The sequence below is a fragment of the Mycolicibacter icosiumassiliensis genome, from assembly GCF_900078685.2.
GTDB classification, from domain to species: domain Bacteria; phylum Actinomycetota; class Actinomycetes; order Mycobacteriales; family Mycobacteriaceae; genus Mycobacterium; species Mycobacterium icosiumassiliensis.
This window is the reverse complement of record NZ_LT546170.1, coordinates 107,030-130,694: the sequence shown is the minus strand read 5'-3', so window position 1 is coordinate 130,694 and position 23,665 is coordinate 107,030. Positions and strand designations below refer to the sequence as shown.

Genomic DNA, 23,665 nt, shown 5'->3' with positions numbered 1-23,665 from the left:
GATGAGCGAGCTTTCCTCTGGAATCGAGCAGATCCTGGCGTCGGGCCGCAGCAAGCCGCGGTCCGGCCGGGACCCGGTGAATCAGCCGATGATTCGCCACTGGGTCGATGCGATCGGCGACGCCAACCCGATCTACACCGACGAGGCGGCCGCGCAGGCTGCTGGTCACCCCGGAATCGTCGCTCCGCCGGCCATGATCCAGGTCTGGACGATGATGGGCCTGGGTGGGGAGCGCCCCGCCGACGACCCGCTCGGCAAGGTCATGGAACTGTTCGACGGCGCAGGCTATGTCGGCGTGGTGGCCACCAACTGTGAGCAGACCTACCACCGCTACCTGCGCCCCGGCGAAGAGGTCAGCGTCACTGCCGAGGTGACCGACATCGTGGGCCCCAAGCAGACCGGCCTGGGTGAGGGGTACTTCGTCACTCAGAAGATCCGTTGGTGGGTCGGAGAAGAAAACGTCGCCGACATGGTCTGGCGCATCCTGAAGTTCCTGCCCGCCGACAAGAGCAGTCCAGGCTCCACTCCGGGTGCCGTTGTGCCCGAGGATCTCGACCCCGACAAGATGATGCGCCCGTCGTGGTCGCGGGACTCCAAGTACTTCTGGGACGGGGTGGCCGCACACGAGCTGCGCATCCAGCTCCGCCCGGACGGCAGCCTGCAGCACCCGCCGGTTCCGGCGGTCTGGAAGGACAAGACCGAGACCACCGACTATGTCGTTTCCAGCGGCAAGGGAACGGTGTTCAGCTACGTGGTGCACCACGCACCCAAGGTGCCCGGCCGCAGCGTGCCGTTCGTGATCGCGCTGGTTGAGCTCGAGGAGGGCGTTCGGATGCTCGGTGAGCTCCGCGGCGCCGACGCGGCCGCGGTAAAGATCGGCATGCCGGTTCGCGCAGCCTTCCTCGATTTCCCAGCTAGCGATGTCGGTCCGGCGTGGTCGCTGTACGCGTGGGAGCCGGTGGAAGGAGACGGGGCATGAGCGCTGCAACGGTCGACGTGGGCACCAAGCTGCCCGAGCTGAAGATCTACGGTGACCCGACGTTCATCGTCTCCACGGCGATTGCCACCCGCGACTACCAGGATGTGCACCACGACCGGGACAAGGCGCAGGCCAAGGGCTCCAAGGACATCTTCGTCAACATCCTCACCGACACCGGCCTGGTGCAGCGTTACCTCACCGACTGGGCCGGATCCAATGCGGTGATCCGCTCGATCGGGCTGCGGTTGGGCGTGCCGTGGTACGCCTACGACACCGTCACCTTCTCCGGCGAAGTGACCGCTGTGGAAGAGGGCCTGGTGACCGTGAAAGTCGTGGGCAACAACAGTCTTGGCGACCACGTCGTCGCCACCGCCACTCTCACCCTCGGGGAGCGTTAATGCCCGGCATGCTTTCAGGACAGGCGGCTATCGCCGGAATCGGCGCGACTGACTTCTCCAAGGAATCCGGGCGCAGCGAACTGCGGCTGGCCGCCGAAGCGGTGCTCGACGCCCTCGACGATGCGGGCCTGAAGCCCTCCGACGTCGACGGCCTGGTCACTTTCACCATGGACTCCAACCTGGAGACCGCCGTGGCGCGTGCCACCGGGATCGGTGAGCTGACGTTCTTCTCCCAGATCGGTTACGGCGGCGGTGCCGCCGCGGCGACAGTGCAGCAGGCCGCCCTGGCGGTGGCAACCGGGGTCGCCGAAGTCGTTGTGGCGTACCGAGCGTTCAATGAGCGCTCGGAGTTCCGGTTCGGCCAGGTGATGACCGGGCTGACCGTCAACGCCGATTCACGCGGCGTGGAGTACAGCTGGTCGTATCCGCACGGCCTCAGCACGCCGGCGGCATCGGTGGCGATGATCGCCCAGCGCTACATGCACGAATACGGCGCCACCAGTGCGGATTTCGGTGTGGTGTCGGTGGCCGATCGCAAGCACGCGGCGACCAACCCCAAGGCGCACTTCTACGGCAAGCCGATCACCATCGAAGATCACCAGAATTCGCGGTGGATCGCCGAACCGTTGCGGCTGTTGGACTGCTGTCAGGAGACCGACGGTGGGGTGGCGATCGTCGTGACCACCCCGGAGCGGGCCCGCGACCTCAAACATCGCCCGGCGATCATCGAGGCGGCAGCGCAGGCCGCCGGGGCCGACCAGTTCACCATGTACTCCTACTACCGCGAGGAGCTCGGCCTGCCCGAGATGGGTCTGGTGGGCAAGCAGCTGTGGTCGCAGTCGGGTCTGACACCCGCCGACATCCAGACCGCGGTGCTCTATGACCACTTCACCCCGTACACGCTGATCCAGTTGGAAGAGTTGGGTTTCTGCGGCAAGGGGGAGGCCAAGGACTTCATTGCCGGTGGTGCGATCGAGCTCGGCGGCCGGCTGCCGATCAACACCCACGGTGGCCAGCTCGGCGAGGCCTATGTGCACGGCATGAACGGCATCGCCGAGGGCGTGCGTCAGCTGCGCGGCACATCGGTCAACCAGGTCGACGGCGTCGAGCACGTGCTGGTGACTGCCGGGACCGGTGTGCCTACCTCGGGTCTGATTCTGGGTTAACGTTCCTTCTCCTTACCGTCGAACGTGAAGTTGGCTTTACGTTGGGCGGGGGGCGGGAGGGGAATCCGCAGCGCTCAATCGTTGGTGGGCTCGCCCCAGCTCTCGGGCAACAGCGGAAGGGTGGGCCCGTCGCTGAAACCGCCGCTCGCCAACCTGGTCAAACCTGTTGCGGGCAGACCCGGCTTGGCTTGCGCCGCAGCGAATCCCAGAGGCCCGGCACTGCTGTTGGAGGCGCGAGTCGCGGCGTCGGGTCCGATGTCGGGGGTGTCGTCGGCGTAGACGTAGATGAACTCGTCCGCGTGCCCGCGAGCGTTTCGGCGCCGGCGGGCCCGGGACCGATCCCGTGCGGCCGCAGCTGCGGCCGCCGCCTCGGCGGCCGCTTCCGGACTCTGTGCCTTCTTGACGGCGTGAGCGCGGGCCGCGGCGGGCATCCGGCCGGTCGCACCGGGAGGGCCGATCACATAGGGCGGGAAGAAAGCCGGGGCGCCGCTTGCCGGGGGAGCTGCGGGCGGTGCTGCCGCGGGCGCGGCGCTGGTGGTCGGTGCCGATACCGATCCTGCCGTGGTCGGTGCCGCAGCAGTGTTGGCGACGGTAGTGGACGTATTCGCTGAACCCACCGACGCCAAGGGGTTTTCAGCGGGCAGGACTTCGGCGGGCAGAACGGCCGGCGCAGGCTGAATTCCGGCGAGTCCGGCCAAGCCGGCTGCCCAACCCAGGTTGCCGATCGCCAGGCCCAGCGCGGGTTGCAACAGCGCCGGCGCGAATTGGCTCAAGGTGGCGGCAAGCTGACTGGCGTGGAAAGTCACGTCGGCCATGATGACTGGAAGATCGGTCAGCAGCGCGGAAGACGTCTTTCCCCCAGTCCGGGTCGGGAGGATCCAGATCGCGGTCGTGGATCCCGTCGTGGTCGTGGTCGTGGTCGTGGTCGTGGTCGTGGTCGTGGTCGTGGTCGTGGTCGTGATCGTGATCGTGATCGTGATCGTGATCGTGTCCGGCCTCGGCGTGGTTGACGATCGGCGGTGCCACGGTCAGCTGTGGGGCCGACGCCACCGCCGCGCCGGAGACGGCTTCGTAGGTCGCCATGGTGGTGGCGGCCTGGACCCACATCCGTACGTAGTCGGCTTCGTTGACCGCGATCGGGATGGTGTTGACCCCAAAGAAGTTGGTAGCGACCAAGACTCCGTGGATGGCGTGGTTGGCCGCCAGTTCGGGCATGGTAGGCATGGCCGCCAGCGCACTGACGTAGGCCGCGGCCGCCGTTTCGTGTCGAGACGCCCGCGCGGCACTGTCCGCGCTGGCCGTTTCCAACCAGGCCAAGTACGGCAAGTGGGCTGCGAGATAACTTTCGGCGCTGGGGCCCTGCCACGACGTGGCCTGGGTGGCTCCCAGCACCTCCCGCAATGCCTCCGCGATCGCGGTGTACTCCAGGCTCAGTGATGACCACGCGCCGGCGGCGGCCAGCAGCGGACCGGGCCCCGGGCCGCTGCTCAGCGCAGCCGAATGCACCTCTGGGGGAGATGCCATCCACACCGGCGCCGTCATGGCGCCCACCATATCGAAGATGAAAGTCATTTTCAATTAGGTGCCACGCGCGGGTGACCGGCGGGGACGCCGGGGGTCTAGCTACGCCGAAACAAGCTCCACATCGTTGAGGATGGCGGCATCCTCACGCGAGGGCGCCACCACGTTGCCCATCAATCGATCGCCGTCTTTCCACAGCCGGGCCCGCAGGATCTCGCCCGGGAAGACCACGCCGGCGAACCGGGCGCCGAAGGAACGAACCGCGCCGGCGTCACCGCCCAGCGCGGTGTCCACCGCCGCCTTGCAGGTCATGCCGTAGGTGCACAGCCCGTGCAGAATCGGCCGGTCGAAGCCCGCCGCAGCCGCGAAAGCCGGGTCTGAATGCAGCGGGTTGCGGTCGCCGCAGAGCCGGTACAGCAATGCCTGCTGCGGGGACACCGGGATGTCGACTTCGAAATCCGGTGCCCTCTCGGGCAGTTCGCTCGACGTCGACGGTCCGCGTTCACCGCCGAAGCCACCCTCGCCGCGAGCGAAGATGGACCGGTGCTGCGTCCACAGCGGCGTGCCGTCGGTGCTGGTCACCGAGGTTTCGAGCACCACCACCGCGGCTTTGCCCTTGTCCCACACCTCGACGATCCGGCTGATCGCGCGGGCGCTGCCCGACGGCGGCAGCGGCGCGGGCACGGTCACCTTCTCCGAGGCGTGCAGGATCTTGGCGAGGTCGATTTCGATACCGGGCCAGCTCACCTTCGGCGGGTCTACCTCGTTGAACGACGCCGCAACGCAGCCGAAGGTCGGCAGCACCTGCGGCTTGCCGTCCACGACGTAGCTCAACTCACGCGGGTCCATCGGGTCCGACCCGGCGCCCAGCGCCAGGTTGTAGAGCTGCACATTGGTTGCGGTCCAGGAGAATTCGACCTGGCCGAACTCCGCGCCCAGGGCGACGTCGAGGTTGATCGGCATGTCTAGGGCCTCCGGGCTTCGGAATGGGCAATGTCGAGGGCTGCCAGGTAGCCGAACGTCATGGCGGGTCCAATGGTGCCGCCCGGTCCGGGGTAGGTGTGGCCCATCACCGGTGCGCTCACGTTTCCTGCCGCATACAGCCCCGCGATGACGCTGCCGTCGTCCCGCAGCGCCCGGCCGTTCACGTCGGTGCGGATCCCGCCCTTGGTGCCCAGGTCGCCCGGCACCATCTTGGCCGCGTAGAACGGGCCCTGCGCGATCTGGCCCAGGTTCGGGTTCGGCTTGTTGGTCGGGTCACCGTAGTAGCGGTCGTAGGCGCTCTCGCCGCGGTGGAAATCCTCGTCCACGCCGTTGCGGGCGAACTCATTGAACCGGTCGACGGTCGCGGCCAGTGCAGCGGCCGGCACGCCGGTCTTGGCCGCCAGCTCTTCCAGGGTATCGGCGGACACGATCACGCCGGATTCCATCCACTTCTGCGGGATCCGTTGCCCCGGCTGCAATCCGGCGAAGATGTAGTTGTTGCGGTAGCGCTGGTCGAAGATCAGCCAGGCCGGGATGTTCTCGCCGGGGCCGGGACCCTGGCCGAACTCGCCGCCGTACATGTGGTGGCAGGCCTCGACATAGGGCATCGACTCGTTCATGAACCGCTTGCCGGCCATGTTCACGATGATCGATCCGGGCGAGTTGCGCTCCGAGAGCGCGAACCACGGTGACCCGGGCAGCGGCACCGTCGGACCCCACCAGGAGTCCTCCATGATGTCCAGGGCGGCACCGAGCTTCTCACCGGCGAGAATGCCCTCGCCGGTGTTGGCCTTGGCTCCGACGGTCCACTCGGTGGTGATCGGGGCGCGCTGGTACTTCACCCGCATCTGTTCGTTGTGCTCGAATCCACCGCTGGCCAGGATGACCCCGCGCCGTGCCCGGATCAGTCGCGGCTCGCTCGATTCGGAGTCGCCCGCGCCGCGGACGTAGACACCGGAGACCACACCGTCTTCCACGTAGAGGTCGGTCAACGCGGTGTTGAGCTCCACCGGGACGCCGGCGTTGCGCAGGCCGATCCGCAGCGGCGCGATCAGGGCGCGGCCCATGCCGACCAGGTTCTTGCCGGTGGCCTGGGCCCACATGGTGCGGGCGCCCACCTTCAGGCTGCGCAGCACCCCGCGCGGGTGGCGCTTGAGCTGGTTGAGCCGGACGTAGTCCTGCTGCATGACAACGACATTCAGCGGCACCTTGCCATAAGCCGGCTCCAGGCCGTTCATGTCGGCGCCCAGCTTCTTGGCGTTGAACGGCTTCGGCTCGATCGAGCGGCCGGTGGGCTTGCCGCCGGGCTGCTCGGGGTAGTAGTCGGCGTAACCGGGAACCCAGCACATCTTCAGCGGTGAGTTGGCCAGCACGAACGACAGCATCTCCGGCCCGCGCTGCAGGTAGGTGTCGATCTTCTCGGCCGGAACCACGTCGCCGATGATCGCCTGCAGGTAGGTGCGGGCCGCGTCGGCGGTGTCCTTGACCCCCGCGCGCTGCAGCACCTCATTGTTGGGGATCCACACGCCACCGCCGGATCGAGCAGTCGAGCCGCCGTAGTGGGGGGCTTTCTCGATGACGATGGTGGACAATCCCTGGTGGGCGGCGGTGAGGGCGGCGACCATCCCGGCGCCGCCGCTTCCGACCACGACGACGTCGTACTCCTGTTCGGCCATGTAGAACACGTTATAGAATTGCCCCGCCCGGGCGCCACTTGGCTGGCCGTATTGCTCGGGCGACTCTCCCGTACAACCGTTCCCTACCCTGCTGATAACCATCGGTTCTCGCCAGGTCAGGCCGACCTGGCGACGTAGTAGAACGTGTTTCAGTTTAGCCCTGAATGCAGGGCCTTTCTGCCCTTTCGCCTGAGGTAAAGCCATGCTTTACTGACACGAGAACGTATCGTTTTCTCCTGCGGTTCAGTAGTGAGGAGTTGTCATCGTGGTCAGCCCTGCTATCTCGTCAGCCACCGGCATTCCCGCCGGTTTCGACCTCACCGACCCGGAAATCTATGCCGAGCGACTGCCCGACGCGGAGTTCGCCGAACTGCGGCGCAGCGAGCCGATCAAGTGGATCGCGCAGCCCGACGACAAGAGCGGCGGATTCAAAGACGGCGGTTACTGGGCGATCACCCGGCACGAGGACGTCAAGGAGATCTCGCGACTCGACGACGTGTTCTCCAGCGAGCGCAACGGTGCCATCCCCAGGTTCCACGACGAAACAACCCGCGAGCAGCTTGATGCGCAGCGGATCTTGATGCTGAACCAGGACGCGCCGAAGCACACCCGGCAGCGGCGGATCATTTCCCGCGGCTTCACACCCCGGCACATTCTGCCGCTGCACGATGACCTGCAGGCGCGGGCGCAGGCGATCACCAAGGAGGCGCTGGCTCGGGGGAGCGGTGACTTCGTGGTGGAAGTGGCTTCGGAGTTGCCGCTGCAGGCGATCGCCGGGCTGATGGGGGTGCCGCAGGAGGACCGCGGCAAGTTGTTCGACTGGACCAACCAGATGACCTCCTACGACGACCCGGAGTTCGCCCACTACGACCCCGCCAATTCCGCGATGGAGATCATCTCCTACGGGCTGAAGCTGGCCGAGATGAAGCGGCAGAACCCGGGCCCCGACATCGTGACGACGCTGGTCGAGGCCGACGTCGACGGCGAGAAGCTGGGTGACGACGAGTTGGGTTACTTCATCATCCTGTTGGCGGTCGCCGGCAGTGAGACCACGCGCAACTCGATCACCCAGGGAATGATGGCGTTCACCGAACATCCCGAGCAGTGGGAACTGTTCAAGAAGGAACGTCCGGCGACCACCGCCGATGAGGTGGTGCGCTGGGCCACTCCGGTGACGTCGTTCCAGCGCACCGCGACCCGTGATCACAACCTGAACGGCACGTTGATCTCCGAAGGTCAGCGGGTGGTGATGTTCTACCGCGCGGCCAACTTCGACGAGACGGTGTTCGACAAGCCGCAAGAGTTCAACATCTTGCGTGACCCCAACCCGCATGTCGGTTTCGGCGGCACGGGTGCGCACTACTGCATCGGCACGCATCTGGCGCGGATGACCATCGGGCTGATCTTCAACGCGATCGCCGACAACATCCCCGACCTCAAGCCCCTGGACCGTCCCCAGCGGCTGCGCTCGGGCTGGCTCAACGGCATCAAACACTGGAACGTCGACTACACCGGCGGTAGGTGATCTACAAGCCGCCGGTGTTGCAGCGGGTGAAGTAGGGCAGGCTTGCCAGGGCTACGGCATCGTCTCGGTGTTTGCGGTTTTAGAACACGTTATAGAATTGCCGCTGAACGGCACGTTTTCACCCGCTCCACACCACCCGAGGGGACCATCGAAGATGCTCAGCGCCCAGATCCGTGAGGAACTCGCTGCCGAGTTGGCGCAGGCGGAGCGGAGTCGGGTTCCGATCTCGCCGTTGACGGCGGCTCAGCCCGGCATCGACGTCGTCGACGCCTACGAGATCCAGCTGATCAACATCCGCCAGCGGATCGCCGAGGGCGCCCGGGTCGTCGGACACAAGGTCGGCCTGTCCAGCGAAGCGATGCAGCAGATGATGGGCGTCGACGAACCGGACTACGGGCACCTGCTCAATGCGATGCAGGTGTTCGAGGACAAGCCGGTCAAGGCGGCGAACTACCTCTACCCGCGGGTCGAGGTCGAGGTGGCGTTCATCCTGGCCGCGGATCTGCCGGGCGCGGACTGCACCGAGGAGGACGTGCTGGCCGCCACCGAGGCGTTCGCCCCGGCGATCGAATTGATCGACAGCCGGATCAGCGACTGGAAGATCAAACTCTGCGACACCATCGCCGACAACGCCTCGTCGGCAGGATTTGTGCTGGGCAAGCAGCGGGTTAAGCCGGGAGACATCGATATCAAGAACATCGATGCGGCGCTGACCAAGAACGGCGAGGTGGTCGCGCAGGGCCGCAGTGACGCGGTGCTGGGCAACCCGGTCACCGCGGTGGCGTGGCTGGCTCGCAAGGTGGAAAGCTTCGGGGTGCGGTTGAAGGCAGGCGACATCGTGTTGCCGGGCACTGCGACCCGGGCCATCGACGTACACGCCGGCGACGACTGTGTCGCCGAGTTCTCCGGGCTGGGTTCAGTCCGGCTGGTTTTCGAATAGATTCCAATAGAGGAGCGTTCATGGCTGCCAAAGCCTCAGTCGCGATCGTCGGGTCGGGCAACATCAGCACCGACTTGCTGTACAAACTGCTGCGTTCGGAGTGGCTGGAGCCGCGCTGGATGATCGGCATCGACCCGGAGTCCGAGGGTCTGGCCCGGGCCCGCAAGCTCGGTCTGGAGACTTCGGCCGAGGGGGCGGACTGGCTGCTCGCCCTGGATGAGAAGCCGGACTTCGTCTTCGAGGCCACCAGCGCCTACGTGCACAAGGCGTACGCGCCCAAGTACGAGGCCGCCGGTATCCGGGCCATCGACCTGACCCCGGCCGCGGTGGGCCCGGCGGTGATTCCGCCGGCAAACCTGCACGAGCATGTCGACGCGCCGAACGTCAACATGATCACCTGCGGTGGCCAGGCCACCATTCCGATCGTGTACGCGGTCACCCGGGCGGTCAAAGAGCAGGGCGGCACGGTGCCGTATGCGGAGATCGTGGCCAGCGTCGCGAGTGTCTCGGCGGGACCGGGCACCCGGGCCAACATCGACGAGTTCACCAAGACCACCTCGGCGGGTGTGCGGACCATCGGTGGTGCCGAGCGCGGCAAGGCGATCATTATCTTGAACCCCGCCGACCCGCCGATGATCATGCGCGACACCATTTTCTGCCAGATCCCCGAGGACGCCGACCGCGACGCGATCACCGCGTCCATCAAGGATGTCGTTGCCCAGGTGCAGACCTACGTGCCGGGCTACCGGCTGCTCAACGAGCCGCAGTTCGACGAGCCGTCGCTGAACTCCGGCGGGCGTGCCGTGGTCACCACGTTCGTCGAAGTCGAGGGCGCCGGCGATTATCTGCCCCCGTATGCGGGCAACCTGGACATCATGACCGCCGCCGCGACCAAGGTCGGCGAGGAGATCGCCCGCGAGATGGCCGGCGTGAGTGCTGGAGGAGTGAAATGAGCGACCACATCTTCGACGTGCGGATCACCGACACCTCGCTGCGGGACGGCAGCCACCACAAGCGGCACCAGTTCACCCCCGAGGAGGTTGCGGCGATCGTCGCCGCGATCGACGCCGCCGGAGTGCCGGTCATCGAGGTGACCCACGGTGACGGGCTGGGCGGGTCCAGCTTCAACTACGGGTTCTCCAAAACTCCTGACCAGGAGCTGATCAAGCTGGCGGCGCAGACCGCCAAGGACGCCAAGATCGCCTTCCTGATGCTGCCCGGCGTGGCGACCAAGGAAGACATGAAGGAGGCGCAGGGCAACGGCGGACAGATCTGCCGGATCGCCACCCACTGCACCGAGGCCGATGTCTCCATCCAGCACTTCGGTCTGGCCCGGGAGCTGGGCCTGGAGACCGTCGGGTTCTTGATGATGGCCCACACCGTCTCCCCGGAGAAGCTGGCCGGCCAAGCCCGGATCATGGCCGACGCCGGCTGCCAGTGCGTGTACGTGGTCGATTCGGCCGGCGCGCTGGTGCTCGAAGGCGTCCGCGATCGGGTGGCCGCGTTGGTCGCCGAGCTGGGCGACGACGCCCAGGTGGGTTTCCACGGCCACGAGAACCTGGGCCTGGGCGTCGCCAACTCCCTGGAGGCGGTGCGGGCCGGCGCCAAGCAGATCGACGGCTCGGTGCGCCGGTTCGGTGCGGGTGCGGGCAACGCCCCGGTCGAGGCGCTGATCGGGGTATTCGACAAGGTCGGGATCAAGACCGGTATCGACTTCTTCGACATTGCCGACGCCGCCGAGGAAGTGGTGCGCCCGGCTATGCCGGCCGAGTGCGTGCTGGACCGCAACGCGCTGATCATGGGCTACTCCGGGGTGTATTCCAGCTTCCTCAAGCACGCGGTGCGCCAGGGCGAGCGGTACGGCGTGCCGGCCCACGAGCTGCTGCACCGGGCCGGGCAGCGCAAGCTGATCGGCGGCCAGGAGGACCAGCTGATCGACATCGCGCTGGAGATCCAGCGGGAGCGGGCCGCGAAGTAGTTGTCGGCGAGGTCCGGCACGATGGGGCTGTGAGTTCGACGCGCGCTGAAGCCCAGGCGATTCTGGAGCAGCTGGCCGGTCCGCAGGCGCGGCTGCGTGACGACCAGTGGACAGCGATCGAGGCGCTGGTGGTGGGGCGCCGCCGCGCCCTGGTGGTGCAGCGCACCGGCTGGGGCAAGTCGGCGGTGTACTTCATCGCGGCCAAGCTGCTGCGGGCCGGCGGGCACGGTCCGACGGTGATCGTCTCGCCGCTGCTGGCGTTGATGCGCAACCAGGTCGCCGCTGCCGAACGCGCCGGTGTGCACGCGGCCACCATCAACTCCTCGAACGTGACCGAGTGGGCCGACGTGCAACGCCGGGTGACCGCGGGCGAACTGGACGTGCTGCTGGTCAGCCCGGAGCGGCTCAACAACCCCGACTTCCGCGACGAGGTGCTGCCGGCGCTGGCGGCCCGGGCCGGGCTGGTCGTGGTCGACGAGGCGCACTGCGTCTCGGACTGGGGCCACGACTTCCGGCCGGACTACCGGCGTATCCGCACCCTGATCGCCGAGCTCGGCGCCGACATCCCGGTGCTGGCGACCACGGCGACCGCCAACGACCGGGTGGTCGCCGATGTCGCCGGCCAGCTCGGGGTCGGCGGTGGCGACACCCTGGTGCTGCGTGGCGGTCTGGATCGCGAGTCGTTGCGGATGTCGGTGGTGGCTGCCGGTGGCCCGGCGCAGCGGGCCGCCTGGATCGGCGCTCACCTGAACGAGCTGCCCGGCTCCGGGATCGTCTACACGCTCACCGTGGCCCAAGCCCACGATGTGGCCGCCGACCTGCGCGCCCAGGGCTTCGCGGTGGCCGCCTACACCGGTTCGACCGATTCGGCCGATCGGGAGCAACTCGAGGCCGATCTGCTGGCCAATCGGGTCAAAGCACTGATCGCCACGTCGGCCCTCGGCATGGGATTCGACAAGCCCGACCTGGGATTCGTCGTCCACCTGGGTGCGCCGTCCTCACCGATCGCCTACTACCAGCAGGTCGGTCGAGCCGGACGCGCCACCGCCAGCGCCGAGGTCATCCTGCTGCCCGGCACCGAGGACCAGGACATCTGGCGCTATTTCGCCTCGCTGGCCTTCCCCGCGGAGTCCTTGGTGCGCAAGGTGATCGGCGAGCTGTCGCCGGATCAGCCGCTGTCGACACCGGCGCTGGAAGCGCGGGTCGACCTGAATCGGTCCCGGTTGGAGATGGTGCTCAAGGTCCTCGACGTCGACGGCGCGGTGCGCCGGGTCAAGGGCGGTTGGTTGGGCACCGGAGCGCAGTGGGCCTACGACGAGCAGCGCTACCGCAAGCTCGACGAGCTGCGACGGGCCGAGCAGCAGGCGATGCTGGACTACCAGAGCACCGGCGGCTGCCGGATGAGTTTCCTACGCGCCCAGCTCAATGACCCGCAGCTGCAAGCGGGGGAGCGTTGCGGGCGGTGCGACAACTGCACCGGGCCGCGGTTCGATGCCGCGGTGGATCCCAGTGCTGCCGAGGCCACCCGGGAGCGGCTGATGCGTCCCGGCGTGGAGATCACGCCGCGCCGACAGTGGCCGTCGGGGCTGGCGCAGCTCGGCGTGGAACTATCCGGCCGGATCGCCGACGGGCCGGAGCCGGGCCGGGTGATCGGCCGGCTAACCGACCTGGGTTGGGGTGCGCGGCTGCGCCGGCTGCTCGACGAGCCGGACCGCGAGGTGCCCGACGAGGTGGTACGCGCAGCCGTGAGCGTGCTGGCCGGCTGGGAGTGGCAGAGCCGGCCGACCGCGGTGCTGGGCCTGGACTCGGCCACGCACCCGGTGCTGATCGGCTCGCTGACCGACCGGCTGGCGCAGCTCGGCCGCCTGACCCGCTTGGACACCCTGCGATATGCGCCAGGCCGGCGAGCGACGGCGGCCGCGAACTCCGCCTACCGGGTCGCCGCATTGCAGGGCTGCTGGCTGCCGCCGGCGGAACTTCCGGCAGGTATCGGCCCGGTGCTGCTGGTCGACGACGTGACCGACACCGGGTGGACGTTGACGATGGCGGCCCGGGTGTTGCGCGCGGCCGGCGCACCGCAAGTCCTGCCGTTCGCCCTGGCCAGCGTCAGCTAAAACGCGGGTACCGTCGAGTGATGAGCGGTATTACTCGAGCGATTGCGGTCGGCTTGCTGAGCGTGGCAGGGGTCCTGACACCGGTGGCCAACGCAGCGCCGTGCGACCAAACCGTCGGTGAATCCATCGACTCGTACCTGAACCGGCATCCAGATGTCAGGAACGACCTGAACGAGCGAGGAAAACAAGAGGACCCGAATTCACCGAACCCGGTGCTGGCCTACCTGGAGCGGCACCCCGACGTGCGGCAGGCGCTGATCACGCTGTCTCAGCAGTGTGTGTGACGAACGGCGACCGGAACACATAGCGGCTGGTGGGCACCGTGTCGATGTTCAGGTGCGCGCCGAACGCGCTGACACTGGCGATCATCCGACCCACCCGATCGGTCAGATCGGTCTCGTCGGCCGCGCCATAGAACGCGTACGGGTCGGACACCGCCTCGTCCGGGAAGTTCTCCTCGACAATGGCGTCGATCCGGGGTGCATCCTCGGTGAGCGGGCGGATCACCACATTCTGGGTGTAGCCGAAGGTGGCCTGGGTGTCGATGGCGACTTGGGTGTGGTCGATGTGCCAGCGGTGCAGCCAGGTCGCCTCATCCAAATCAGCCGGCCGGCGCAGCAGCGCCACGTTGGCCAGCCCCCGGGTGCGACGGCCCTCGCCGGCATCCGGCGGCGGCATGGGCATCGATTCGGTGACCAGATACGCTGCCGCCGAATCAGATTCGGCTTCGATCAGTGCGATGGCGGCGCGGGTCGCTTCGCCGTAGTACTGCTGGGTCCACAGGCTGATGACGGCCGCCGCCGGCGGATCCAGCGTCGTCAGGGTCATCATGGAGTCGCGCACCGCCTCGTCGCGCACGTTGACCACGACGCCCGGCAGCCCCAGATCCAGTAGTTTCGCCGCGATCGGACCGCGCAGATTCTGGCACCATTGGTCGCTGAAATCGGCTGTCCGCGCGATGATCATGACCTTTTCCATCGATGTCTCCTTAACCGGTTGCGGCGCGGAACGCCTCGACGAGTTCGCGAAGCAGATCTGTGGCCCGGCCGATGTCCTTGGGCAGCGAGCAGGTGACCCGCACATCGGTGACCCCGGCGGCCACCAGCGCCGGAGCCGAGGCCGCGGTGGCGGCGGTGTCCAGCGAGCCGTCGGCGTTCTTGACGGTGGTCGCGTGCCCCAGCACCTGCAGGCCGGTCGGGTCGCCGCCCAAACCCACGACGCGATCCTTCATCGCCGCGATGGCGCCGGCCGGGTCGCGCATCGCCGGGCCCCACGGGATCCAGCCGGACCCGAACCGGGCCAGCCGGCGCGCCACCGCGTCGTTGACGGTGCCGCTGACCCAGATCGGAACCCCGCCGGGCGCAACGGGTTTGGGCATCTGGTGAATGTTCTCGAAAGACAACTCCGGAGACGTGTAGCTGCTGCGCTGCTGAGTCCAGAGGGTCTGGCACACCTCCAGGGTGTGATCCAGCAGTCGTCCGCGGCGCTCGAAGGACAGGCCGGCGGCCTCGTATTCCTCGCGTTGCCAGCCGACGCCCACCCCGAGATCCAGTCGCCCGCCGGAGAGTACGTCCAACGTGGCCAGCTCCTTGGCCAGCACCGCCGGACGGCGCAGTGCCGCCAGCAACACCGCGGTGCCCAGCCGGATGCGGGTGGTAGTTGCGGCCAGCGCGGTCAGCACGATCAGCGGGTCCAGCCACTGACCGTCGGGACCAGTCGGCTGGCGTCCGCCGGCGATCCCGCCCAGCCGGGGATCGGCGTAAGCATCCGGGTTCTCGCCGAACACCACATGATCGGAGACCACGACACGATCCACGCCGGCGGCGTCCATCGCAGCGCCCAGCGCCAGGGTGGTGCTCCAGTCGTGGCCCGGGTCGTCGGTGAAAGTCTTGAGCTGAAAGGAGATCTGAGGTGTCATGATGGCCGCACCTGCCGGGCCGGCCGAGACTCGATCGCGTCGATGGTCAGTGCCCGCTGCGCGATTCGCCAGCTCTGCCCGACGCGGTGATAGGCGTCGCGGTAGCGCAGGTACCAGATGTGGTCGGTGAGTCTGCCGTCGTGCTCGATCCAGTGATGCGCCACCCCGTTGATCTCGCCGGTCGCGACATCGCCGGGCGTCGCACTCGTGTAGATCTCGCCGACGATGCCGTGCTGGGTCCGGGTCACCGCGGCTAGTGCTGACATGGCGTCCCGCACCCCGGCGTGACCCCGGTGCCGGACGCACGGCTCCAGGTGATCCGGTGGATCGGGAAGCACCAGTTCGGCGTCGGCGGTGAACAATTCGGCCACCTCGTCGAAGCGCCGGGCGTCGACGTAGCCGGCGTAGCGGTGCACGAGGTAGGACAGTTCGAGCCGATCGGTCGCGGACAAGGCCGGTGCGGTCATGGCGCCGAACCTAACAGCCATGCAGGCTTGCTTCCGCCGAGTTGGGTGGTGAGCGCCTCGGCGGTGCGCAGCAGTCCACGCGCCCATTTGGTGATCTCGGCATCGGTCAGAGCGCGTTGGGCGTGCAGCGACACCACCATCGCCTGGCGTTGATGGTGGTCGTAGACCGGTGCGGAGATCACGCTGATGTCGTGCCGGCCCCGTCCGCCGGCTTCGCCGCGCAGATACACCCGCTCGCCGATATCGGAGACCAGCTCACCGAGCAGGGCCCGCAGCTCGTCGGGCAGATCGCTGGACAGGCCCGCCATCAACCCGTAGAGCCGTTGCCCGCCCGGTGTCAGTCGCTCGACCAGGTATCCGTCGGCCCGGCATTCGTCGACGACGCGCTGCAGTCGCTCGCTCTCGGACCGCAGCGGGATGGTGGGCTGGCGGGCCAGCCAGTCCTGCAGCGCAGGGTCGTCCCAGAGCACGAACATCAGCCCGACCGGCGGTGCGAACGGATAACTCTGGCCGGCCTGAACTCCCAGATGCGCGTTGGGCGCCGCCACCAGCTCCAGCACCGTTATCCGGTCATCCACCACCGCGCTCAGCGCCACGGAGGTGGCGAAATCCGCGGACAGTCGGCGCAGTTGCTCGCGTGCCTCGGGGCCGACCCGCAGCGACTGCTGGGCCGCGCGACCGAGCGAGATCAGGCCCGGTCCGAGCCGGTAGGTCTTGTCGGGATCGTCCCGCGTCAGGTAGCCCGCTTCGGCCAGGGCGTTGGCGATGCCCAGGCAGGTCGGCTTGGACAGCTCGGTGCGCCGGGCCAGTTCGGACAGGCCGAAGCTCTGGTCGGGATGGCGGGCCAGAAAGTCCAGGATCGTCACCCCCCGTGCGGTCGGCGGCGACGACCGCACGACTCGTTGGGGCGCCGCTTGTTCAGGCACAGCCATTGCAGCATGCTACCGCGACCGTCTAAAGTCGGTTCGAGATATCTACCATCCTGGTTCAATATTGGAACAGTCGAGGATCTGAGAGGTACTGCAGCGATGTACTCCGAACCACTTTCGGCCGCGATCGCCGAGGCGGAGAAGCTGGTCGCCGCGGCTCCGCACATCGAGACCGAGGCCGACCTGCTCGAGGGCCTGCAATACCTGGCCGGCGGCGTCGAGGCATGCGTGCACGCGGCGTTCAACTCCGAACGCGACCACCCGTTCCTGCTGTCGGGCACCGGGCCGTTCACCAAGATGGGCCTGGACAATCCCGACACGCTGTACTTCGGCACCGTGGTGCGCCCCGGCAACGACTACGTGGTGCGCGGGGTCCGCGGGACCACGACCGACCTGAGCTTCCAGCTGCTCGGCGGCGAATACACCGATGACAATGTTCCGGCCAGCGAGGCCGCGTTCGACGACCGCGAACTCGACATCTCAGCCGACGGCACCTTCAGCTGGCGCTTCCAGCCGAAGACGCCGGCGCAACTGGTGATCCGCGAGGTCTACAACGACTGGGCCGCGCAGCGCGGCACGCTCTCAATCTCCCGGACCGACACCGAAGGCACTGCACCGCCGCCGCTGACCCGTCAGCTCATCGAGAAGCGTTATGCGGCAGCGGGAAAGCAGCTGATCAACCGGGTCAAGACCTGGCTGGCCTTCCCGCAGTGGTTCTACCTCAACCTTCCGGTCAACACCATGGTGGCGCCGCGGCTCACGCCGGGCGGCCTGGCCACTCAGTACTCGTCGGCCGGGCACTACGAGCTCGGGCCCGGCCAGGCCCTGGTCATCACCCTGCCGGTGTCGGATGCGCCGTACCTGGGTTTCCAGTTGGGCAGTCTGTGGTACATCTCGCTGGATTACATCAACCACCAGACCTCGCTGAACGGCACTCAGGCGCAAGCCGATCCGGACGGCAAGATCCGGATCGTGGTCTCCGACAGCGATCCCGGGGTGACCAACTGGGTCGAGACCTTGGGGCATCGGCGCGGCTTCCTGCAGTTCCGTTGGCAGCGGGTATCTCGGCAACTGACCGAGGCAGACGGCCCGACCGTCGAGCTGATCGACGTCGATGCGGTGCAGGCAGCACTGCCGTTCTACGACCACAACAAGATTTCGCAAGAAGACTGGCGAGCGCGTATCACGCAGCGGCAGCAGCAAATCGCTAACAGAATGCTGGGGTGAAGATGACCGGAATGCTCAACGGCAAAGTGGTGGTGATCAGTGGGGTCGGGCCGGGGCTCGGCAGCACGATGGCCAATCGGTTCGCGGCCGAGGGTGCCGACCTGGTGCTGGTCGCGCGCAGCGCGGATCGCCTGGAAGAGGTGGCGAAGCAGGTCAGGGCTGCCGGGCGTCGCGCCCTGGTGGTCCCGGCCGACATCACCGATGACGGCCAGGTAGCGCACCTGGTGCAGGCGGCCACGGCCGAGTTCGACCACATCGACGTCTTGATCAACAACGCGTTCCGGGTGCCGTCGATGAAGCCGTTGGCGCAGACCACGTTTCAGCATATCCGCGACGCCATCGAGCTCAGCGGGCTCGGCGCGCTGCGCCTGACCCAGGGCTTCACGCCGGCACTGGCCGCGGCAGGAGGCTCGATCGTCAACCTGAACTCGATGGTGATCCGGCACTCCCAACCCAAGTACGGCGCCTACAAGATGGCCAAGGCCGCCCTGCTGGCGATGTCGCAGTCGTTGGCGTCCGAGCTGGGCGAGCAGGGAATCCGGGTCAACTCCGTTGCGCCCGGATACATCTGGGGTGACACCTTGCAGAGCTACTTCGCCCACCAGGCCGGCAAGTACGGCACCACCGTCGAGCAGATCTATGCCGCCACCGCCGCCAACTCCGACCTGAAGCGCCTGCCCACCGAGGACGAGGTGGCCTCCGCCGTGCTGTTTTTGGCCAGCGATCTGGCCAGCGGCATCAGCGGCCAGGTTATCGACGTCAACTGCGGGGAGTACCACAACTGATGACGGCTCGTACCAATGTCGGTACCGTCGAGGATCTGCACGCCTCGGCCACCAAGATGGTGGGTCTGGACGACTTCGGTCCCGACGACGACAACTACCGCGAAGCGCTCGGCGTGCTGCTGGACTCCTATCGCACCGAGGCCGGCCTTACCGAGCTCGGCAGCAAGATGAACCGGTTCTTCCTGCGCGGTGCGCTGGTGGCCCGATTGCTGTCGCAGGCCGGCTGGAACGCGAACCCCGAGTACACCCAGGTCGGCATCGAGCGGCCGATCTTCGTGACCGGGCTGCCCCGCACCGGAACCACCGCGCTGCACCGGCTGCTGGGCGCTGACCCGGCGCACCAGGGTTTAGAGATGTGGCTGGCCGAGTTCCCGCAGCCGCGGCCGCCACGCGAAACCTGGGACAGCAACCCGGTTTTCCAGCAGATGGCGGCCCAGTTCGCGCGGCACCACGACGAGAACCCGGACTACACCGGGCTGCACTTCATGACCGCCGACGGCTTGGAGGAGTGCTGGCAGCTGCTGCGCCAGTCGCTGCATTCGGTGTCGTACGAGACGCTGGCACACCTGCCGACCTATTCGCGCTGGCTCTCCGAGCAGGACTGGACCCCGGCATACCAGCGACACCGTCGTAACCTGCAACTGATCGGGCTCAACGACCCAGGCAAACGGTGGGTGCTCAAGAACCCCAGTCACCTGTTCGCGCTGGACGCGATCATGGCGGTCTATCCCGACGCGCTGATCGTGCAGTGCCACCGGCCGGTGGAAACCATCTTGGCGTCGATGTGCTCGCTGGCCCAGCACACCACCGAGGGCCAGTCGAACACCTTTGTCGGCGCGCAGATCGGCGCGGACGAGATGGAGACCTGGGCCCGCGGGTTGGAGCTGTTCAACAGCCAACGCGCCCAATACGATCAGGCTCAGTTCTGCGACATCGACTATCACGAGTTTGTCGCCGACCCGTTGGCCACCGCCGCGGGCATCTACGAACGCTTCGGCCTGCCGCTCTCCGATGAGGCGCGCCAGGCCATGGCCGACGACTATGCCGCAAGCAAGACCGGCCCGCGGGCGCCGAAGCACGAATACTCGCTGGCCGACTATGGGTTGACGGCAGAGCAGGTGCGGGAGCGCTTCGCCGGCCTGTGATCTGAGCCCAGAGCCCTAGTCGATGCCGTCGCCGGGCGGCGGCGCGCTGGATCGCTCCTCCAGATGGCCCTCGGCAACCGCGTGCAGGATGCTCTTCGCCAGCTTCGGGCAGCCGCGGTTACGGCTGCTGGTGTGGCCGGCTTCGCGCTCAGCGGCGAAGTGGGCACACTGCTGCACCGCCGCCGAATTCCATTGCACCGAGGTGTATCCGGGGCCTAGCTTCTTGACCTCGACGGTGGCTGTGCAGTGTCGGCACTCCACCGGCATCAAGCCCGAATGCAGGTAGCGGTCGGTGTCCCGTTCGGTCGCAGCACGAATCGCCTCGTAGCGTTCCGGATCGACCGGAAACAGCGGTTGCCGCGAGTAGCGGGTGTCGGGGCCCGACTGATCGTCCCGGTCGTCGGCGGAGTCGCCGTGCTCGCCGTGGTCGTCGTGCGGGCCGCAGAACATCAGCATGGACCGGGCCAGCTCGCCGGCGTCGGGAACCTCGCGGGCCATGGTGCCAGACCTACTCTGCGTTAACGGTTTCTGAGGCCTTTGGGGCCTTCGCTTCCGCTTCCTGCACCCGCAGGTTCTCGGCGACCTCCGCGTTCCACTTCTCGTTGGCCACCGTCGCGTCGATCTCGATCTCGTAGCGATCGGTCATCTCGGGGGTGACGTCGGCAGCGTCGACGTAGAACTGCGAGTACCACCGGCGCAGCTGGTAGACCGCGCCGTCTTCCTCGACCAGCAGCGGGTTCTCGATCCGGCTCTTGTGCGTCCAGATCTCGACGTCCTGCAGGAAGCCCTTGCTGACGCCGTCGGTCATGGCGTCGGCGATCTTCTCGGTCGTGGCGTCGTCGAGGCCCTTGGGCTTCTGCACGATGACGCCCCACATCAGCCGGAACTGGTCCTGGCTGATCGGGTAGTGGCAGTTGATCAGGATCGACTCGGCCTTGAAGCCGCCGTAGCTGTTGTGCAGCCAGTTGATCATGAACGACGGGCCGAAGTAGGAGGCCTCGGAGTCCAATTCCGAACCGCCGTAGCTGGTGCCCAGGCCGGGGACGTCGGAACGCCCGACATTGTGCAAGTACTGCGAGGCGATGTGGCCCTCGAAGACGTTCTTGAACGAGGTGGGCAGCCCGTAGTGGATGTAGAAGAAGTGCGCGAAGTCGGTGACGTTGTCGATGATGTCGCGGCAGTTGGAGTCGATCACCATGGAGTTCCAGCGCCAGTCGGTCCACTCACCGCTGGACCACTCCGGGATCTCCGGGATCCGCACCTCGTCCGGCGGCGGGTTGCCCTCCGGGTCGTTGTACATGAACAGCAGCCCGCCGCGCACGTCGGTCGGGAAGGACTGGGTGCGGGCCACCCGCGGGGTCCGCTTGGAGTAGGGCACCAGCTTGCAGCGTCCGTCGCCGCCCCAGCGCCAGTCATGGAACGGGCAGGCGACCGCGTCGCCCTTGATCTCACCGCGGCTCAGGTCACCGCCCATGTGGCGGCAGTAGGCGTCGAGCACGTGCAGCTCACCCTGCGAGTCGGCGAACACCACCAGCTTGGCACCGAACGCATGGATGGAGTGTGGCTTCCCATCCTGGAAGTCCTTCACCGGGCCCAGGCAGTGCCAGCCACGCGCGTAGCGGTCCGGCAGCGTTCCGGTATCGATGTGGCGGACGCCGACCTCGGCGTTGTCAGTGCTCACCTGTTGCCTCCAACCCTTTGCTTCTAACTAGAACACGTTACAGTTTTGACGCCTGTTTGCGCAATAAGCCCTGCTGGTTCGGGGTCTTTGGTCCCTGGTATATGTGAACGATGCAGCTGTTCTCGTTCAATGGTCGTTCGCCGCGGATCGACCCCACCGCCTTCGTCGCTCCCACCGCCACGTTGATCGGTGACGTCACCATCGAAGCCGGGGCTTCGGTGTGGTTCGGCGCCATCTTGCGGGCCGACGACGCGCCCATCGTGGTGCGTGAGGGTGCCAACGTACAGGACGGCTCGGTACTGCATGTGCCGCCGGGCGTGCCGGTGGACATCGGTCCGGGCGCGACGATCGCCCACATGTGCCTCATTCACGGCGCCAACATCGGTGCCGAGGCATTGATCGGCAACCACGCCACCGTGCTCGACGGCGCGGTGATCGGCAGTCGCAGCCTGGTGGCGGCCGGCGCGACGGTGCTCGCCGGCACCAAGATTCCGGCCGGAGTGCTGGTGACTGGCTCGCCCGCCGTCGTCAAGGGCCCGATCGCCGGAACCGGCGCCGAGATGTGGATCAACGCCAACCCGCCGTACTACCGCGATCTCGCACAGCGTTACCGCGACGGCATGGAGCCGGTCACGCTGAGCGATTGACCTACGCGGGCAGCTGCGCGGCCCGCATCGCCTGGGGCAGTAAGGATTTCGCGCTAGCGTCCAGTCCGGTGATGCTATGCGCCTGACCGGAACATCGTGCTGACCAACTCCGGCACGGTGGTGCCGAGGACTTCGCTGAGCGCGACAAGTGTCGACAACCGTGGATTCGCCGGCTTTCGTCCGTCGCGTTTACCCAGTCCGTATTCCAACAGTTGGTAGTGGTTGCGGCTGATCCCCGCGGCCTCGGCGACAGTCTCCTGCGTCAGGCCTCGCTCTTGGCGCAATTCCGCCAATGTCCGACCCAGAGCCTCAGCCAGCTCTCGTTCAATAGCGGACTCTGGCACCCCAGAAACATGCCTAGGTCAATGTGTTGGGTCGACCATCTATAGATTGCCGGGCTGTAGCACGCTGCGTGCTACATTGGCTGGGTGGAGGTGATCGGGGTACGGGAACTGCGCCAGCACGCGTCGCGCCATCTCGCGCGCGTCGAGGCGGGTGAGGAACTCGGCATCACCAACAATGGGCGGCTCGTTGCCCGGCTGGTTCCGGTCCCGGCCGGCGAGCGTTCCCGCGACATCCTGATCGATTCCGGTGTGCTGGTCCCGGCTCGCCGACCCCAGAACCTCCTCGACATCGAGCCCGTACCGCTGCGCGAGGGTAAACGGGACTTGTCGGCCGTGCTCCGCGACATGCGCGACGAGCAATGATCTATATCGACACCTCGGCGCTGACGAAGTTGCTCGTCGACGAGCCCGAGACGGTGGATCTGCGTGCCTGGCTGGGTGTGCAGCTCGGTCGCGGCGAATTTGCGGCCACGAGTGCGCTGGGCCGAGTCGAACTGATGCGCGCAGTTGCGCGGTACGGCGAACATGGTGGCGTCGAGCGTGCCCGATACCTGCTGGACGGGCTCGACATTCTTCCGCTGAGCGAGGCCGTGACCGCACGTGCCGAGACGATCGGACCGCCGGCGCTGCGGTCTTGGGATGCGATCCACCTGGCCGCCGCGGCCCAGCTCGGGCCGGGATTGTCTGCGGTGCTCACCTACGACCACCGCATGATCGCGGGTTGTCGCGAGGTCGGTCTGGCGGCGGTATCACCGGGGAGCTGATCGCGCGCCAACCCATCCGGACGGCGTCGCGTTCGGCGCGGGCGCTGCGAGTGAGGCAAGACCGCCTAGAGCTTGCGGGCGCTCGCCGCGGCCCTGTCCAACTCCCAGTAGGCGCGCAGCGCGAGCAGCTGGCCGGCTGCATTGGCCCGGTAGGTGAACACACCCTCGGTGACGATCTGGTGGCCGCCCATGGTGATGGTGATGTTTCCGGTGTTGGCTTCCTCGTCACCGCACTGGAAGGTGTCGGAGAAGTTGAACTCGATCTTGTCGGTGGGCGCAATCGCGTTGTCCCAGAACGCCGAGATCTCGTCGCGGCCGCGGTGGCCCTTGCCCTCCGGATCGAAGTGCGACGGCCCGATCGGGTCCTGCACGATCGCGTCATCGGCGAAGTTCGCCAGCCAGGCTTCCTTGTCACGGGCCGCCACCGCATCTCGGGAGCGCTTACCGGCCAGGTGCGCGGGGTGATCTGCGTTCATC

25 protein-coding genes and 1 pseudogene are annotated in these 23,665 nt (G+C 67.1%); 15 read left to right on the top strand and 11 right to left on the bottom strand.

Going from position 1 to position 23,665, the window contains the following annotated elements; all coding sequences use genetic code 11:
- Position 1: 1 nt before the first annotated feature.
- The 3 genes from BN4346_RS43235 to BN4346_RS43225 are packed head-to-tail and all read left to right on the top strand — an operon-like array spanning position 2 to position 2,543.
- A complete protein-coding gene (locus BN4346_RS43235) occupies positions 2-979 on the top strand; it encodes a bifunctional MaoC family dehydratase N-terminal/OB-fold nucleic acid binding domain-containing protein (protein ID WP_067976408.1) in 978 nt (325 codons plus the stop codon).
- Complete coding sequence (locus tag BN4346_RS43230; protein ID WP_067976287.1) at positions 976-1,377, top strand: MaoC family dehydratase; 402 nt, start codon at positions 976-978, stop codon at positions 1,375-1,377. Before BN4346_RS43235 ends, BN4346_RS43230 begins: the two co-directional genes overlap by 4 nt.
- A gap of 8 nt (positions 1,378-1,385) precedes the next feature.
- Entirely contained in the window at positions 1,386-2,543 is a 1,158-nt protein-coding gene (locus BN4346_RS43225) for a lipid-transfer protein (protein WP_067976403.1), read from the top strand.
- A 74-nt stretch (positions 2,544-2,617) separates the two neighbouring features.
- On the opposite strand, the pseudogene BN4346_RS49785 reads toward BN4346_RS43225, so the two are convergent.
- The 3 genes and pseudogenes from BN4346_RS49785 to kstD all read right to left on the bottom strand — a co-directional run bounded on the left by BN4346_RS49785 (position 2,618) and on the right by kstD (position 6,733).
- Positions 2,618-4,085 (bottom strand): annotated as a pseudogene (locus tag BN4346_RS49785) (PPE domain-containing protein).
- A gap of 81 nt (positions 4,086-4,166) precedes the next feature.
- Positions 4,167-5,027, bottom strand: a complete 861-nt coding sequence (locus tag BN4346_RS43210; protein WP_067976285.1) for a MaoC/PaaZ C-terminal domain-containing protein — start codon at positions 5,025-5,027, stop codon at positions 4,167-4,169.
- 2 nt (positions 5,028-5,029) lie between these two features.
- Positions 5,030-6,733 carry a 3-oxosteroid 1-dehydrogenase gene (gene kstD / locus BN4346_RS43205; protein WP_208863307.1) on the bottom strand — a complete coding sequence of 568 codons (1,704 nt, stop codon included), beginning with the start codon at positions 6,731-6,733 and terminating at the stop codon, positions 5,030-5,032.
- 256 nt (positions 6,734-6,989) lie between these two features.
- On the opposite strand from kstD, the gene BN4346_RS43200 reads away from it, so the two are divergent.
- The 6 genes from BN4346_RS43200 (at position 6,990) to BN4346_RS43175 (ending at position 13,565) form a co-directional block, all read left to right on the top strand.
- Positions 6,990-8,249, top strand: a complete 1,260-nt coding sequence (locus tag BN4346_RS43200) for a cytochrome P450 (RefSeq protein ID WP_078058815.1) — start codon at positions 6,990-6,992, stop codon at positions 8,247-8,249.
- A gap of 154 nt (positions 8,250-8,403) precedes the next feature.
- Positions 8,404-9,189, top strand: a complete 786-nt coding sequence (locus BN4346_RS43195; RefSeq protein WP_067976283.1) for a 2-keto-4-pentenoate hydratase — start codon at positions 8,404-8,406, stop codon at positions 9,187-9,189.
- A 20-nt stretch (positions 9,190-9,209) separates the two neighbouring features.
- On the top strand, positions 9,210-10,142 hold the full coding sequence (locus BN4346_RS43190) for an acetaldehyde dehydrogenase (acetylating) (protein WP_067976281.1): 933 nt from the start codon (positions 9,210-9,212) through the stop codon (positions 10,140-10,142).
- A complete protein-coding gene (dmpG, locus tag BN4346_RS43185; RefSeq protein WP_067976279.1) occupies positions 10,139-11,167 on the top strand; it encodes a 4-hydroxy-2-oxovalerate aldolase in 1,029 nt (342 codons plus the stop codon). Before BN4346_RS43190 ends, dmpG begins: the two co-directional genes overlap by 4 nt.
- Positions 11,168-11,196: 29 nt before the next feature.
- Positions 11,197-13,281: a RecQ family ATP-dependent DNA helicase gene (locus tag BN4346_RS43180; protein ID WP_067976277.1), complete on the top strand. Its 2,085-nt coding sequence runs from the start codon at positions 11,197-11,199 to the stop codon at positions 13,279-13,281.
- Between the two features lie 20 nt (positions 13,282-13,301).
- Positions 13,302-13,565, top strand: a complete 264-nt coding sequence (locus BN4346_RS43175; RefSeq protein WP_067976275.1) for a heme-binding protein — start codon at positions 13,302-13,304, stop codon at positions 13,563-13,565.
- On the opposite strand, the gene BN4346_RS43170 is transcribed toward BN4346_RS43175, so the two are convergent.
- Genes BN4346_RS43170 through BN4346_RS43155 form a run of 4 tightly spaced genes read right to left on the bottom strand, consistent with a single transcriptional unit; the run spans position 13,540 to position 16,598 of the window.
- Positions 13,540-14,259: an EthD domain-containing protein gene (locus BN4346_RS43170; RefSeq protein WP_067976274.1), complete on the bottom strand. Its 720-nt coding sequence runs from the start codon at positions 14,257-14,259 to the stop codon at positions 13,540-13,542. The two genes, BN4346_RS43175 and BN4346_RS43170, sit on opposite strands and share 26 nt — an antisense overlap.
- Before the next feature lie 10 nt (positions 14,260-14,269).
- Positions 14,270-15,199 (bottom strand): TIGR03619 family F420-dependent LLM class oxidoreductase, encoded by a 930-nt coding sequence (locus tag BN4346_RS43165; protein ID WP_078058814.1) that lies wholly within the window; start codon positions 15,197-15,199, stop codon positions 14,270-14,272.
- Positions 15,196-15,666, bottom strand: coding sequence for a nuclear transport factor 2 family protein (locus BN4346_RS43160; RefSeq protein WP_067976272.1), 471 nt, complete (start codon positions 15,664-15,666; stop codon positions 15,196-15,198). The genes BN4346_RS43165 and BN4346_RS43160 overlap by 4 nt, the downstream gene beginning before the upstream one ends.
- On the bottom strand, positions 15,663-16,598 hold the full coding sequence (locus BN4346_RS43155; RefSeq protein WP_067976270.1) for an IclR family transcriptional regulator: 936 nt from the start codon (positions 16,596-16,598) through the stop codon (positions 15,663-15,665). The genes BN4346_RS43160 and BN4346_RS43155 overlap by 4 nt, the downstream gene beginning before the upstream one ends.
- A gap of 96 nt (positions 16,599-16,694) precedes the next feature.
- On the opposite strand from BN4346_RS43155, the gene BN4346_RS43150 reads away from it, so the two are divergent.
- The 3 genes from BN4346_RS43150 to BN4346_RS43140 are packed head-to-tail and all read left to right on the top strand — an operon-like array spanning position 16,695 to position 19,752.
- Entirely contained in the window at positions 16,695-17,822 is a 1,128-nt protein-coding gene (locus BN4346_RS43150) for a hypothetical protein (protein WP_067976268.1), read from the top strand.
- A gap of 2 nt (positions 17,823-17,824) precedes the next feature.
- Positions 17,825-18,607, top strand: coding sequence for an SDR family oxidoreductase (locus BN4346_RS43145; protein ID WP_067976266.1), 783 nt, complete (start codon positions 17,825-17,827; stop codon positions 18,605-18,607).
- Positions 18,607-19,752 carry a sulfotransferase family protein gene (locus tag BN4346_RS43140; protein ID WP_067976264.1) on the top strand — a complete coding sequence of 382 codons (1,146 nt, stop codon included), beginning with the start codon at positions 18,607-18,609 and terminating at the stop codon, positions 19,750-19,752. The genes BN4346_RS43145 and BN4346_RS43140 overlap by 1 nt, the downstream gene beginning before the upstream one ends.
- A 15-nt stretch (positions 19,753-19,767) precedes the next feature.
- On the opposite strand, the gene BN4346_RS43135 is transcribed toward BN4346_RS43140, so the two are convergent.
- Positions 19,768-20,250, bottom strand: coding sequence for a hypothetical protein (locus tag BN4346_RS43135; protein WP_067976262.1), 483 nt, complete (start codon positions 20,248-20,250; stop codon positions 19,768-19,770).
- 10 nt (positions 20,251-20,260) lie between these two features.
- Positions 20,261-21,433 carry a Rieske 2Fe-2S domain-containing protein gene (locus BN4346_RS43130; RefSeq protein ID WP_067976259.1) on the bottom strand — a complete coding sequence of 391 codons (1,173 nt, stop codon included), beginning with the start codon at positions 21,431-21,433 and terminating at the stop codon, positions 20,261-20,263.
- Between the two features lie 110 nt (positions 21,434-21,543).
- Here BN4346_RS43130 and BN4346_RS43125 point away from each other — a divergent pair, with 110 nt between their 5' ends.
- A complete protein-coding gene (locus BN4346_RS43125) occupies positions 21,544-22,080 on the top strand; it encodes a gamma carbonic anhydrase family protein (RefSeq protein ID WP_067976257.1) in 537 nt (178 codons plus the stop codon).
- Positions 22,081-22,154: 74 nt separating this feature from the next.
- Here BN4346_RS43125 and BN4346_RS43120 read toward each other — a convergent pair whose 3' ends face one another.
- A complete protein-coding gene (locus BN4346_RS43120) occupies positions 22,155-22,424 on the bottom strand; it encodes a helix-turn-helix domain-containing protein (RefSeq protein ID WP_067976254.1) in 270 nt (89 codons plus the stop codon).
- A gap of 84 nt (positions 22,425-22,508) precedes the next feature.
- On the opposite strand from BN4346_RS43120, the gene BN4346_RS43115 reads away from it, so the two are divergent.
- Together BN4346_RS43115 and BN4346_RS43110 are read left to right on the top strand one after the other, a co-directional pair.
- On the top strand, positions 22,509-22,787 hold the full coding sequence (locus BN4346_RS43115) for a type II toxin-antitoxin system Phd/YefM family antitoxin (RefSeq protein ID WP_067976253.1): 279 nt from the start codon (positions 22,509-22,511) through the stop codon (positions 22,785-22,787).
- Positions 22,784-23,188, top strand: a complete 405-nt coding sequence (locus BN4346_RS43110; protein ID WP_067976251.1) for a type II toxin-antitoxin system VapC family toxin — start codon at positions 22,784-22,786, stop codon at positions 23,186-23,188. Before BN4346_RS43115 ends, BN4346_RS43110 begins: the two co-directional genes overlap by 4 nt.
- Before the next feature lie 65 nt (positions 23,189-23,253).
- On the opposite strand, the gene BN4346_RS43105 is transcribed toward BN4346_RS43110, so the two are convergent.
- The gene (locus BN4346_RS43105; protein WP_067976249.1) at positions 23,254-23,664 is read right to left on the bottom strand and encodes a nuclear transport factor 2 family protein; all 411 of its coding nucleotides are present in this window, start codon (positions 23,662-23,664) and stop codon (positions 23,254-23,256) included.
- Between the last annotated feature and the right edge of the window lies 1 nt (position 23,665).